The 12,617-nt window shown below is 68.0% G+C and carries 10 protein-coding genes; 4 read left to right on the forward strand and 6 right to left on the reverse strand.

Annotated features, from left to right (window positions below; translation table 11 throughout):
* Window position 1: 1 nt before the first annotated feature.
* The 3 genes from leuS to BV210_RS08360 all read right to left on the reverse strand — a co-directional run bounded on the left by leuS (window position 2) and on the right by BV210_RS08360 (window position 5,182).
* Window positions 2-2,680 (reverse strand): leucine--tRNA ligase, encoded by a 2,679-nt coding sequence (gene leuS, locus BV210_RS08350; RefSeq protein WP_077206187.1) that lies wholly within the window; start codon window positions 2,678-2,680, stop codon window positions 2-4.
* A gap of 542 nt (window positions 2,681-3,222) precedes the next feature.
* Window positions 3,223-4,398: a CBS domain-containing protein gene (locus BV210_RS08355; protein WP_077206188.1), complete on the reverse strand. Its 1,176-nt coding sequence runs from the start codon at window positions 4,396-4,398 to the stop codon at window positions 3,223-3,225.
* Window positions 4,399-4,603: 205 nt separating this feature from the next.
* Complete coding sequence (locus BV210_RS08360; RefSeq protein WP_077206189.1) at window positions 4,604-5,182, reverse strand: SprT-like domain-containing protein; 579 nt, start codon at window positions 5,180-5,182, stop codon at window positions 4,604-4,606.
* Window positions 5,183-5,327: 145 nt separating this feature from the next.
* Here BV210_RS08360 and BV210_RS08365 point away from each other — a divergent pair, with 145 nt between their 5' ends.
* Window positions 5,328-6,545: an acyl-CoA dehydrogenase family protein gene (locus tag BV210_RS08365; RefSeq protein ID WP_077206190.1), complete on the forward strand. Its 1,218-nt coding sequence runs from the start codon at window positions 5,328-5,330 to the stop codon at window positions 6,543-6,545.
* A gap of 3 nt (window positions 6,546-6,548) precedes the next feature.
* Here BV210_RS08365 and BV210_RS08370 read toward each other — a convergent pair whose 3' ends face one another.
* Window positions 6,549-8,270, reverse strand: a complete 1,722-nt coding sequence (locus BV210_RS08370) for an acyl-CoA synthetase (RefSeq protein ID WP_077206191.1) — start codon at window positions 8,268-8,270, stop codon at window positions 6,549-6,551.
* A 99-nt stretch (window positions 8,271-8,369) separates the two neighbouring features.
* Here BV210_RS08370 and BV210_RS08375 point away from each other — a divergent pair, with 99 nt between their 5' ends.
* From BV210_RS08375 to BV210_RS08385, 3 genes are all read left to right on the forward strand, one after another.
* Window positions 8,370-9,173, forward strand: coding sequence for an N-acyl homoserine lactonase family protein (locus BV210_RS08375; protein WP_077206192.1), 804 nt, complete (start codon window positions 8,370-8,372; stop codon window positions 9,171-9,173).
* 148 nt (window positions 9,174-9,321) lie between these two features.
* Window positions 9,322-10,044, forward strand: a complete 723-nt coding sequence (locus BV210_RS08380) for a DUF4396 domain-containing protein (protein ID WP_077206193.1) — start codon at window positions 9,322-9,324, stop codon at window positions 10,042-10,044.
* 58 nt (window positions 10,045-10,102) lie between these two features.
* Window positions 10,103-10,537, forward strand: a complete 435-nt coding sequence (locus BV210_RS08385; RefSeq protein ID WP_157525922.1) for a PaaI family thioesterase — start codon at window positions 10,103-10,105, stop codon at window positions 10,535-10,537.
* Window positions 10,538-10,549: 12 nt separating this feature from the next.
* On the opposite strand, the gene BV210_RS08390 is transcribed toward BV210_RS08385, so the two are convergent.
* Complete coding sequence (locus BV210_RS08390) at window positions 10,550-11,278, reverse strand: SDR family oxidoreductase (protein WP_077206194.1); 729 nt, start codon at window positions 11,276-11,278, stop codon at window positions 10,550-10,552.
* Between the two features lie 124 nt (window positions 11,279-11,402).
* Complete coding sequence (locus BV210_RS08395) at window positions 11,403-12,536, reverse strand: site-2 protease family protein (protein ID WP_077206195.1); 1,134 nt, start codon at window positions 12,534-12,536, stop codon at window positions 11,403-11,405.
* Between the last annotated feature and the right edge of the window lie 81 nt (window positions 12,537-12,617).

Raw genomic sequence — 12,617 nt, forward strand, 5'->3', positions numbered from 1 at the left:
CTCAGACGATGTGGATCGCCGGTCGGTTGGGTTCGGCGTTCGTCGCGAGGTCGTCGCCGTCCTCGGCCTGCCGGACCGTGACCGCGGCCCCGAACTCCTCTTCGAAGAGCCACGCAGCCTGTTCCAGAATCTCCCGCTCGCGATCCGGTGCCATCGTCGGTTCGAGTTCGGCGCTGCGCTCGCCCAGCGACGCGGCGAAGTCGGCCGCGGCGTCGCCGTGCTCGCGGACCGATTCGTCGTCCATGATCTCCCCGACGACGGCGGTGGTGTCGTCGGCCGCCCGCGCCACCTCGTAGGCCCGATACTTCCAGTCCTGGGCGACGACGATCTCGATCCCCTCGGGGTCGTCGATGTCGACCACGTCCGTGATGTCGCGCACGTCGTCGAGCGTGGTCCGGACGAGTTCCCGCTCGATCCGGAAGTCCTCCACGTCGTGCAGCGCGGTCGGCCAGTCGGCGCTCGCGGCCAGTCCCTCCTCGCCGAGCAGGTGCCACAGTTCCTCGCCGAGGTACGGCGCGATGGGCGCGACCATCGCCGCCAGCGCCCGGAGCGCGCGGCTGTAGGCGTAGCGGTAGGGCGACTCGTAGTCGCGGTATCGCCGGAGCAAGCGGGCGAACCGCCGGAGTTCGCCGACGACCTGGTGGAACCGGAAGCGGTCGTACTCGGTGGTGACCGCGGCGATCGTCCGGTCGATCTCGCGTTCGAGGTAGGCGTCGTGGGGTTCGCTCTCGGTCCGGGTCTCGATGTCACCCTCGGAAAATTCGGCGACCATCCCGTACAGCTCCTGCTGGAACTCGTAGGCAGTCTTGACGTTTTTCACCGTCCACTCGAAGTCCTGGCTGGGGTGGGCCGCAGAGAGGACGAACAGGCGCGTGGTCTCCGCGCCGTACTCGTGGGGCGCGATGGCGTTACCCTTCGATTTCGACATCTTCGTCCCGTCCTTCAAAACGGTCCCCTGGTTGACCAGTCGCTCGACGGGTTCGCGGGCGTCGAGCAGATCCAGATCGGCCAGCGCCCGCGTGAAGAAGCGGATGTACAGCAGGTGGAGGATCGCGTGTTCCTCGCCGCCGACGTACACGTCGACCGGGAGCCACTCGTCGGCGAACTCGGAGTCGAAGGGAGCCTCGTCCAGATCGGGCGAGAGATAGCGCAGGAAGTACCACGAGGAGTCGACGAAGGTGTCCATCGTGTCGGTCTCGCGCTCGGCGGGCCCGCCACACTCCGGACAGGTCGTCTCGACGAATTCATCGTTTTCGGCGAGGGGATTCCCCGTCGTCTGGACGTACTCGGGGAGTTCCACGGGCAACTCCTCCTCGGGGACCGGCACGGGGCCACAGTCCTCGCAGTGGACGATCGGGATGGGGGTCCCCCAGTAGCGCTGGCGGGAGATGAGCCAGTCCCGGAGCCGGTAGGTCACGTCGCTCTCGACGGCGTCGTGGGCCCCCAACTGCTCGCGGGCGGCGGCGCTGGCCAGCCCGTCGTACTCCCCGCTCGCGGTGAGCATCCCGTCCTCGGTGTACGGTTCGTCGGGCAGCCGGGTCTCGGCGTCCCCGATGGGTTCGATCACCTGCCGGACGGGGAGGTCTTGCTCGGCGGCGAAGGCGTGGTCGCGCTCGTTGTGGGCGGGCACGCCCATGACCGCGCCGGTGCCCACGTCGTCCAGCACGTAGGCGGCGACGTAGACGGGGAGCTCCTCGCCGGTGAAGGGGTGCGTCGCGGTCAGGTCCGTCTCGACGCCGCTCATGCCGGCCTCGCCGGGGTCGGCCGCCCGGACCGCGTCGACGTACTCGGCGACGGCCTCGTCTTCGGCGGCGACCGTCTCGGCGAGGTCGTGGCCCGGCGAGAGCGCGAGGTAGGTCGCGCCGAAGACCGTGTCGAGGCGGGTCGTGAACACGTCGACCGACTCGTCGTCGAGGGCGGCGTCACCGGCCCCCTCCACCTCGAAGGCGACGCGCGTGCCCTCCTGACGGCCGATCCAGTTGCGCTGGATGTCCCGGACGCCCTCGGGCCAGCCCTCCAGGTCGTCGAGGCCGGCGTGGAGTTCGGCGGCGTAGTCGGTGATCGTGAAGAACCACTGGTCGAGTTCGCGGCGGCCGACAGGCGTCTCACAGCGCCAGCAGACCTCGACGGTCTCGGTGGTGCCGTCGTCGGCCTCGTGTTGGTGTTCGTCTACCTGTGCGTCGGCGAGCACCGTCTCGCAGTCGGGACACCAGTTGACGGCGGCCCCCTTGTAGTCGACGAGATCCTCCTCGTAGAACTTCGTGAAGAGCCACTGGTTCCAGCGGTAGTAGTCGGGGTCGCAGGTGGTGATCTCCCGGGACCAGTCGTAGCCAAAGCCCATCCGTTCGAGTTCGTCGCGCATCCGCTCGATGCAGGTGCGGGTCCAGGACTCGGGGTCGGTGTCGCGCTCGAAGGCGGCGTTCTCGGCGGGGAGGCCGAACGCGTCCCACCCCATCGGGTGGAGCACGTCGTCGCCGCACATCCGCCGGTAGCGGGCGTAGGCGTCGGTGATCGCGTAGTTTCGGACGTGACCCATGTGGAGCGCCCCGGAGGTGTAGGGGAACATCCCGAGGACGTAGGTGGGATCCGCGGGGGACTCGGGACAGTCGTAGACCCCGTCCTCTTCCCAGACGTGTTGCCAGTACTCCGTGACCTGTGAGGGATTGTAGCGCCGGGACATCGAAATTCGCCGTTGTGCCCCTTCAGAGAGGGACCACTATCACGTTTTGGTTATTCAGGGTACTTCCAATTATCGCCGCGAGATCAATTTTTGAAAGGAAAGAGTCGGGAGAAAGGACCACGAATGAATCCTAACATGCCTTCGAGCTCAGTACACCGTCTGAATCGCAGGTTATTGACCGTTCTATACCTTCTTTCGATAGTGGTTACAGCAGCGCTTGCAGTCGCTACAAAAGGTCCGACTCCTGTGGCACTGATCGATGGAGTCGCATTCGGAGCTGTCGTTTTTTTGCCGGTGCTACTGATCGACGCCGCCATCGTCGGCCGTGACCGCTACTTCCGTGAATAGGTCCCAGCGAAGTCGCGACTCCGGTCGTGTGTTTTTATCGAACATACCGCAAGAAGGCCAGCGTACGGTCGGCACACCGTGACCTGCGAGGGGTTGTAACGCCGGGACATCGAAATTCGCCGTTGTACCCTCTGGCACCGCGACCCACAAGACGCTTCGGTTGCGCGCGTGGCGAGCCCAGTGCCCGCCGCCGGTCAGCGCTGCAGGGGCGGCTCCCCGGTGGGCTTGCCCAGCGCGGCCGACCGGCTCTCCTGGAGGATCTCGAAGACCGTCATCAGGTCGGTCCGGGAGACCAGCCCCGCCAGGTCGCCGTTCCGGTCGACGACCAGCAACCGCCCGACGTTCTGGCGGAGGATCGTCGAGACGGCGTCCTCGGCTTCGGTCTCGGGCGTGACCGTCCGCAGATCCGTCGTCATCACGTCCTCGACGCGCATCGCGTCGCGCTCGACCTGATCGACCTGCTGGACGTCCGAGAGGGTCACGATGCCCCGGAGGTCACCGGATTCCGTGACGACCGGGTAGCCGGTGTGGCGCTCGCTGACCATCCGGTCGACGAGGTCGGCGAGGCTGGTCTCCGGCGAGACCGTCGAGAGCTCGCCCGCGGGCGTCATCACGTCCGCGACGGTGAGCCCCTCGAAGGCGGCCTCGAGGATGAGCTGACGGGTCTCGCCGCTCGCGCCGATGTAGATGAAGAAGGCGATGGCGATCCAGAAGATCTGGCCGAGCAGGATGCCGCCCAGCCCGAGCAGGACGGCGAAGCCCTTCCCGACGCCGGCGGCGATGCGGGTGGCCTCCAGTCGCGAGCGGTTGCGCGAGAGGACCGCCCGGAGGATGCGCCCGCCGTCCATCGGGAACCCGGGCAGCATGTTGAACGCCGCGAGAAAGACGTTCAGGATGGCCAGATAGCCGAAGACGAACCGCGGCGCGGGCTGGCCGACCGGGAGCGCCAGAAAGACCGCGTAACAGATCGCACCGACGCCGACGCTGACGATCGGGCCGGCGACGGCGATGGAGAACTCCTGTTTCCAGTCGTCGGGAAACGCCTCTAGCTGGGCCAGTCCGCCGAGGAACCAGAGGGTGATCGAGTCGACGTGGACGCCGTACCGCTGGGCGACCAGCGCGTGGCCGAACTCGTGGATCAACACCCCGGCGAACAGTCCGAGCGCGGCCGCAAGTCCCAGCAGCCACGGGAGCGAACCGCCGGTCAGCGCCGCCGCGTCGATGGTCGTCCCGAGCGACTCGGCCAGCACCTCCGCGGTCACGTCCACCTGCGAACCGATCAGGAAGACGAGCACCGGGAGAACGAGCAGGAACGATCCGCCCAGGCGAATCGGGATACCGAACGCCGAGCCGATCCGAACACTTGCCATGGACGTGTCTAGGGCCATGGGCCGGATAAGTCGTCCCCCTTCACGGCGATGCTGGCCCCGGACCATCACCCGCGACCGGGCGAGAGGCGTCCCGCCAACCCGTTCGCTTCGGGTCGAGAACCGACGGACTGCGCCGGTACCGACCCGGCCCCAGCGGCAGGCGAAACGGACCTCCATAGATTCCGGAGCGGTACCGTGTGGTAGATTACCAGTCGTCGCCGAGCGCCTCGCGGGCGCGTTCGTAGCCCGCTGTCGTCCGCCAGGTCCGACCCGACGCCCGGTGGACGACGACGTACTCGCTCCCACACTCGCCACACTGATAGCCGGCGTCGGGGTTCCGGACGGGTTTGGAGGCGCGGTGGCGTTCGGGCCGCCAGTCGCAGTCCTCGGCCGTGCAGACCAGTTCGAGGCGGCCGTCGGTGAACGACCGGCAGTGTCGCGGCGCGTCGATCTCGTCTGCCTTCCGGTAGAAGCGCTCGCCGTGGCCGGACTCGCCGAAGTGGTGGAACTCCCAGGCGTGGACGAGTTCGTGTCTGATCGTCCCCGTGAACTCCGCCCAGCCGAACTCCCGATAGGCGTCCCACGTCAGGACGACGGTGATATCGCCGGTGTCGGTATCGTACCGGCAACAGCCGGCCCGCCGCCGGGCGCGCTCGGAGATGTCCCAGTCCAGCGCGTCCACGTCGAGGTCGATCGGGACCGTCGCGGCGTAGTCAGCCGCCCGCGCCAGCAACTCCTCGCGCGTCGTCGGGCCCTCGCCGGCCGCCGGGTCCGCAGTGGTCACGCCCCTCCCCTCGAAGCCGTCCCCCTAAGCGGTTGCGCCCTGCGGTTCCGCCCTTGGCTAACAACGTGCGACGTTCGCCGACGATATTCTAACATTGTGAGGTTTCGGCGCGGGATTTATGTTGTCTCCGCGGGATCATCGGGACATGCTCTCGTTCAACGACTCCGAGGCGGCCGAGGAACTGGCGTCCCGCGCACACGATCTGATGGAGGAAGTGGTTCTCCCGAAAGAGCGGGAACTGTCCGGCGGGATGGCGGTCTCGGACAGCACGATCAACGAACTCCGGGAGGCCGCCCGCGAGTACGGCGTCTACGCGCCCCAGATCGACGAGGAGTACGGCGGCATGGGCTATGACTTCCGGGACACGCTCCCGACCTTCGAGGAGGCCGGCCGGTCCACGCTGGGCCAGATCGCCATGCGGGTCGACGCCCCCGACGAGGGGAACATGCACCTGCTGGAACTCCACGGCTCCGAACTCCAGAAAGAGCAGTACCTGGAGCCACTCGTGAAAGGCGAGATCGCCTCGGGTTTCTCGATGACCGAGCCGATGCAGGGCGGCGGCTCGGACCCGAAGATGCTGAAGACCACCGCCGAGAAGGACGGCGACGAGTGGGTCATCAACGGCCACAAGTGGTGGACCAGCAAGGGGATCAAGGCCGACGTACTGCTGGTGTTCGCCCGCACGGACCAGGAGGCCCACCCCTACGAGGGCTGTTCGGTGTTCCTGGTGCCCAAGGACGCCGACGGCGTCGAGGTCGTCCGGAACATCCCTCACATCGGCAGCGACGTCCACGGGATGGGGCACGCCGAGATCAAGTACGACGACGTGCGCGTCCCCGAGGAGCACCTGCTCGGTGAGGAAGGCAAGGGGTTCCAGCACGTCCAGGAACGGCTCGGCCCGGCCCGGCTGACCCACTGCATGCGCTACTCCGGGATGGCAGAGCGGGCGCTGGACGTGACCAAGGCCTACATGAGCGAACGCGACGCGTTCGGCTCCAAGTTGGCCGAGAAACAGCACCCCCGGATGGTCATCGCCGAGCAGGAGACCAACCTCGCGGCCGCGCGGTCGCTCGTCCGACAGGCCGCAGACCGGATCGCCGCCGGCCACGAGGCCCGGATCGAGGTGAGCATGGCGAAGGTGTTCACCGCCAACGCCACGCAGGAGGCCATCGACACCGCCTTACAGTTCCTCGGCGGCAACGGTATCGCCAAGGACCTGCCCGTGGCGGACTTCTACGAGAGCGTCCGGCAGTTCCGCATCGTCGACGGAGCCGACGAGGTCCACAAGCGCACGGTGGCCCGCGAAGCCTTCGCTGACGTGCCCGAGGAGGAACTCGACGCGCTCACCCGCTTCGACGGGTAACCGTCATTCCAGTCCCTCCCGGTCGCGCAGGGACTCGCGTCTGACCTTCCCCGTCGCGGTCTTGGGAAGGTCGTCGACGAACTCGATGTCGCGGGGGTACTCGTACTTGGCCAGCCGATCCCGGACGTGCTGGCGGAGCGACTCGCGGGTGTCCTCGGTCGGCTCGTGGCCGTCGGCGAGGACGACGAACGCCTTCGGGACCGTCCCGCGTTCGTCGTCGGGGACGCCGATGACGGCGGCGTCGGCGGCCGCGGGGTGGCCGGCGACGCTGTCCTCGACTTCCTCGGGCCCGATTCGGTAGCCCGCGGAGATGATCACGTCGTCTTTGCGGCTCTTGAACGCGACGTAGCCGTCCTCGTCCATCAGCCCGAGGTCCTCGGTGAGCAGCCAGCCGTTCCGGACTTTGTCGGCCGTCTTCTCCGGTTCGTCCCAGTACTCCACGAAGCAGACCGGGTTCCCCTCGTACCGGAGGGCGATCTCGCCGACCTCGCCGCGGTCGACGGTCGGTTCGGCCGTCTGGGGATCGACGATGGCGATTTCGTGGCCGGGGCCGGGCCGGCCCATGTAGCCCTCGCGGAACTCCGTGAGGGCGGTACAGCCGCCGACGAGCATGTTCGCCTCCGTCTGGCCGTACCCCTCGTGGACGGTCGTCCCGCCGAAGGTGTCGGCCGCCCAGTCGACGATGCTCTGGCCGAGGGATTCGCCGCCGCTCGCGATAGCCCGGAGACCGTCCACGTCGAACCGGTCGGTGTCCTCGACCTGCATCATCATCCGCAGGGCCGTCGGCGGGGCGAAGAAGTTCGTGACGCCGTAGCGCTCGATTACCTCGAAGGCCGCCCCCGGGTCGAACTGGCCGCCGTCGTAGGCGACGACCGGCTGACCGTAGTAGAGGGCCGGGAACACCACGTCGAACAGCGAGGCGATCCAGGCCCACTCCGCCGGCGTCCAGAACACGTCGCCGTCCGGGGCTTCCAGATTCAGCATCGTCGTCACGAACAGCGGGAGGTGGCCCAGTAACATTCGGTGCGCGTGGCGGACGCCCTTCGGGTCGCCGGTGGTCCCCGACGTGTAGATGATGATGGCGTCGTCCTCGGCGTCGGTCGCGACCGTCTCGAACTGGCGGGACTGGTCGGTGACGGCGTCCCGAAACGTGACCTCGTCGGCCTGCGGGTCGGCGTCCCCGACTGTCACGACCGTCTCCAGTTCGGGCAGGGACTCGCGGGCCTCCCGGACGCTGTCGAGGTTCGACGCGTCGACCACCGCGGCGACGGCGTCGCAGTCGTCCAGCCGGTACTCGACGGCGTCGGGGCCGAACAGCGTCGACAGCGGCACCGAGACCGCGCCGAGTTTCCAGGCCGCGACGTGGGCGAACACCGTCTCCGGCCGCTGGGGTGCGTTCACGCCGACGCGGTCGCCTCGCTCGACCCCCTGCTCGCGCAGGTAGTTCGCCAGCCGGTTCGCGATCGCTTGAAACTGCCAGAACGTGTAGGTCTCGCGGTCGCCCGCGGGGACGCCCGTCGCGTCGGTCGGCGACGCCCCCGACCGCGACTCGTGTTCGCCGAACAGGGCCACCCGTCGCCGGTCCGTCGCCCAGCGGTCGCAGACGTAGGTCGCCATGTTGAACTGGTCCGGTACCTCCCACTCGAAGGTCTCCCTGAGCTGGTCGTAGCTGTCCCAGTCGTCCTCGTAGAAGTGATAGGCGTCGAGCCGGTCGCCACGTGCCATGGTAGCTGGTATCGTCGACTGGGGCCGTGATACGCGTTTCCCATACACACGTCCGAGAGCCGGACGAAATTTTAACAGGACGCGCTCCCAGCCACGGCCATGGTAGACGCGAGCGTGACGGTCCTCGACCGGGGGAGCCTCCGGACGGACGTGAACCACATCGTCGAGAACTTCTCGGTCGGCACCGCCACCGAACCCAACCCCGACACCGTCATGGGCGAGGGGCCGGTGTACAATCTGGTGATCGACCACCCGGAGGCCACAGTCCTCTGGGACACCGGCTCCCACCCCGAGGCCGGCGAGGGTCACTGGCCCGCCGCGCTGTACGACGCCTTCGAGCACTACGACGCCGACGAACACGCCCTCCCCCACGCGCTCGACGAGGCGGGCTATACTCTCTCGGACATCGACGCCGTCGTCCAGACCCACCTCCATCTGGACCACGCCGGCGGCCTCCACAACTTCGCCGGGACGGACGTGCCGATCTACGTCCACGAAGAAGAGCTGAAATACGCCTACTACAGCACCGAGACCGACGAGGGGTCGACGGCCTACGTCCGCGGCGATTTCGACCACGACCTGAACTGGGAGGTGATCCACCGCGACCGCACGGAGTTGTTCAGGGACCTCGAACTGCTCCACCTCCCGGGCCACACGCCCGGGCTGCTCGGGACGAAACTCGATCTCGACGGCTACGGGACGGCCGTCTTCGCCGGCGACGAGGCCTACACCCGTGCGAACTTCCACGACGAGCAACCCATGGGGGGCTCGCTCACCTGGAGCAAACGCGACTGGTTCGACAGCCTCCGGTTCCTGAAGGACCTGCAGCGCCGGACCGACGCGGCCGTCTTCTGCGGGCACGACAGCGACGACGTAGAGCGGATGCGCGAGGAGTTGCCCTGAGCGAGAGGGGCGGTGGTTCGGTTTTCCAGATATTCCCGCGAATCGGCTTCGGATTCACAGCCACAACTCCATAGAGTCCCCGGTGACAACATGATGACCGAACGGGTGCATGGTGGTCGGCAGTCGATACGGTTCACACGGTGTATCCATGAGTCTGCTCACACGGATCGAACGCGCGCTCGAACCGGTCCGACAACTGCTGACGCCGATCCTGTCCGATCCGCGACTCCTGATCGGCTGGGCGGTCGTCGTCGCCGCCGCGGTCGCGGTCCTGTGGTGGGATTTGCGCGAACGCAACGCGGCACTCCCCTCGCTCATGAAGGGCGTCTGGACGCTCGTGGTGCTGTACTCCGGCCCGTTCGGGCTGGGGATCTACTGGGTCTCGGGGCGGACCCAGATCAGTCGGGACTCGCTGTGGCGGCGGGGCCTGCGCTCGACCGCCCACTGTTACTCGGGCTGTGGGGCCGGCGAAATCGTCGGCATCACCCTCGCGCAGGCGATCCTCGGCCTCGCGGTCGGCTGGGTCGCCGCCGTCACCTTCGGCTTCGCCTACCTCTTCGGGTTCGGGCTCACAGTGGGACCACTGATGCAGGAGGGCGTCGGGTTCCGGGAGGCGGTGCTCGACGCCCTCTACAGCGAGACGCCCTCGATCACGGTGATGGAGATCGTCGCCATCGGGTCGGACCTGCTGCTCGCCGCCGAGGCCCACGTGACCGACGTGTTGTTCTGGCTGGCACTGGCGCTGTCGCTCTCGCTGGGCTTTCTCGCGGCCTTCCCCGTGAACGTCGCGCTCGTCCGGGTCGGCGTCAAGGAGGGCATGCAGAACCCCGCCGAGATGGGAAGTACCGGCGGGTCGGCACAGGCCGCCTGATCGGGGCCCTTCGAACCCCATCCGACCGTTTTTGTCTCCGCCGCGTCTGTGACGGGCCATGTCGGATCACTACCGGAAGCTGGAGGCGATGTACCACGACACGAACGTCAACGACCACGTCCCGGCGGAGCTAACCGTGCGGGAGGGGGAAGCCACACTCGAACTCCCCGTCGGCGAGGAGTACCACCACGCACTCGGGGGCGTCCACGGGTCGCTCTACTTCAAGGCGCTCGACGACGCGGCCTTCTTCGCGGCCAACTCGCTGGTCGAGGACGTGTTCGTGTTGACGACCGACTTCGACCTCTACCTCGAACGCCCCGTCTCGGAGGGGACGATCACCGCCGAAGGAGAGGTGTTCAACGACAATCCCAGCCAGTTGATCGCGGGCGCGGTCGCCACCGACGACGACGGCAACGAACTCGCCCGCGGGACCGGCACCTTCCGGAAGAGCGACGAGGAACTCACCGAAGACATCGGCTACACGCTGGACTAGACCAGCGCCGGACTACCGGAACACCCGGCGTTTCAGGACATCGGGCATGTAGTCGATCAGTTTCGCGACCAGCACCCACCGGCGCGTGACGAAGGCGTGGCGGCGTTTCTTCTCGATGGCGCGGCGGATCTGTTCGGCGGCGGTCTCTCTGTCTGCCTTCCAGAAGTCCCCGCCCGCGAGGTCCGTGTCGACGTAGCCGGGTTCGACCGTCGTCACGTCCACGTCGGCGTCGAGTCGACCCGCCCGGTAGCGAAGCCCGTCGAGGTAGTTCGAGACGAAGGCTTTCGAGGCCCCGTAGGCGGGCGCTTCGCCGTTGCCGAACCGCGCCGCGACCGAGGAGATACCGACGAGGTGGCCCTGCCCCTGGTCCTCGAAGCGGTCCATCGCGGCGGTCGCCAGGGCCGAGAATCCGCGGACGTTCGTGTCGATGGTGTCCCGTTCGGGCTCCCACTCCAGATCGGGGTTGTCGAAGGCGACGCCGGCGTTGAGCACGACCACGTCGATCTCGCCCATCGCGTCGGCGACCTCGTGAAAGGTCTCGCGGGCCGCCGCGAGGTCGGTCACGTCCATCCGCGCCACGTACGCCTTCGTCGGGAGGACTCGTCCCAGGTCTTCCAGCAGTTCCCGCCGGCGGGCGGTCAGCCCCACGTCGTAGCCGGCGTCCGCGAGTTCGCGCGCCAGCGCCTCGCCGATCCCGGAGGACGCGCCCACCACCATCGCGCTCCGTCTCGCCTCAGTCATACCAGAGTAACTGTGCGGTTCGTACATTATTTTCGGGGTTCCGATATCCCCTGTCGGCTCGCGCCGCTCGCGTCCGTGTTCGCCCATTTCGACCGGGTGGCGAGGGGGCGAGTCCAGATCGTCCTCAGAACCCGGTGAAGACGATCGGGACAGGTGTGAACGTCAGGGCGGCCAGCCCGAGCGTGACGGCCGCGACGGCCTGTCGCCGGCGGTCGACCGGCGTCGGATCGAGCGGGTCGGCCCCGCCGATCCGGGTGAAAACGAGTGCGAGGAACGCCCAGAACCCCCAGAGGACGGCGACCATCGCGGAGTTCTCGACGAGGTAGACGTACGCCGCCAGCCCGAGCAGGCCGGCCGGAACGAGCAGTTGCGCGGTGTCGAGCCGGTCGCCGATCAGCGCCCGGAGGACGTGTGCACCGTCGAGTTGGCCCACGGGAAGCAGGTTCAGGAAGGTGACGAACGCACCGACCCAGCCGCCGATCACGACGGGGTTGGCGATCAGCGAGGGGTCGCCGTAGTAGAGCTGTTCGCCCAGCAGCAGGGCGATGCCCTGGATCAGCGGCGGGTAGCCGAGCCGGTACTGTTCGGCGAAGGAGGTCCCCGCGGCGGCCCCCACGTCGATGGGCGGCAGCGTGACGCCGACGGCGGTGACGACGACGGTGGCGGCGAGGCCGGCGAGCGGGCCGGCGACACCGATGTCGAAGAGGGCGCGACGGCTCGGGATGTGGTCGCGCATCCGGATCACCGCGCCGAGGGTCCCGAGGACGTTCGGGAGCGGGATGAAGTAGGGCAGCGAGACCTCGACGCCGTGGTACCGGGAGAGGGCGTAGTGGCCGAACTCGTGGACCGCCAGCACGGAGAGTACGGAGAGGGCGAAGGGCCACGCGCCCAGCACCGCAGCCGGGTTACCTTCGAGGGGAATGCCGTACCACTGCGCCCCGGCGAGCAGCGTCGTCGCGACGGTGAGCCCGAACAGGGCGACGTTGGTCCAGGGAATACCGTCGACCTCCGGAGACCGCTCGGTCGCCACTAGCACGTGCTCGCCGGTCTCGCGGGCCAGCCGGACGCGGTAGCCCCGTTCCCGAAAGAGCGGCGCGAGTCTCCGGACGACGGCGTCCTGTGCGTCCAGCGGCTCGCCGTAGTACCGGGCGTTCCCGTCGGCCATCTCGACGTCGTAGACGTGAAAGGCGTCGGACAGCGACTCGGGGTCCGGCAGCTCCGGCGGCAGGGACGACGGGGTCGACGGCGGGGTCGACATCGACGGCGCTAGGGCCGCGAGCACTAAATACCTGTTCGCCCGCCAGCGGGCGATTCCCGCACCAGCGACCGGCGCGGCCGT

This window comes from Halorientalis sp. IM1011 (assembly GCF_001989615.1).
In the GTDB taxonomy this organism is placed as follows: Archaea; Halobacteriota; Halobacteria; order Halobacteriales; family Haloarculaceae; genus Halorientalis.

Excerpts from the sequence above, each read along its gene's own strand:
- BV210_RS08390 (WP_077206194.1), bottom strand. The coding sequence starts at position 11,278 with ATGACTGAGGCGAGACGGAGCGCGATGGTGGTGGGCGCGTCCTCCGGG.
- BV210_RS08365 (WP_077206190.1), top strand. The coding sequence starts at position 5,328 with ATGCTCTCGTTCAACGACTCCGAGGCGGCCGAGGAACTGGCGTCCCGC.
- BV210_RS08385 (WP_157525922.1), top strand. The coding sequence starts at position 10,103 with ATGTCGGATCACTACCGGAAGCTGGAGGCGATGTACCACGACACGAAC.
- BV210_RS08375 (WP_077206192.1), top strand. The coding sequence starts at position 8,370 with ATGGTAGACGCGAGCGTGACGGTCCTCGACCGGGGGAGCCTCCGGACG.
- BV210_RS08380 (WP_077206193.1), top strand. The coding sequence starts at position 9,322 with ATGAGTCTGCTCACACGGATCGAACGCGCGCTCGAACCGGTCCGACAA.
- BV210_RS08395 (WP_077206195.1), bottom strand. The coding sequence starts at position 12,536 with ATGTCGACCCCGCCGTCGACCCCGTCGTCCCTGCCGCCGGAGCTGCCG.
- BV210_RS08370 (WP_077206191.1), bottom strand. The coding sequence starts at position 8,270 with ATGGCACGTGGCGACCGGCTCGACGCCTATCACTTCTACGAGGACGAC.
- leuS (WP_077206187.1), bottom strand. The coding sequence starts at position 2,680 with ATGTCCCGGCGCTACAATCCCTCACAGGTCACGGAGTACTGGCAACAC.
- BV210_RS08355 (WP_077206188.1), bottom strand. The coding sequence starts at position 4,398 with ATGGCAAGTGTTCGGATCGGCTCGGCGTTCGGTATCCCGATTCGCCTG.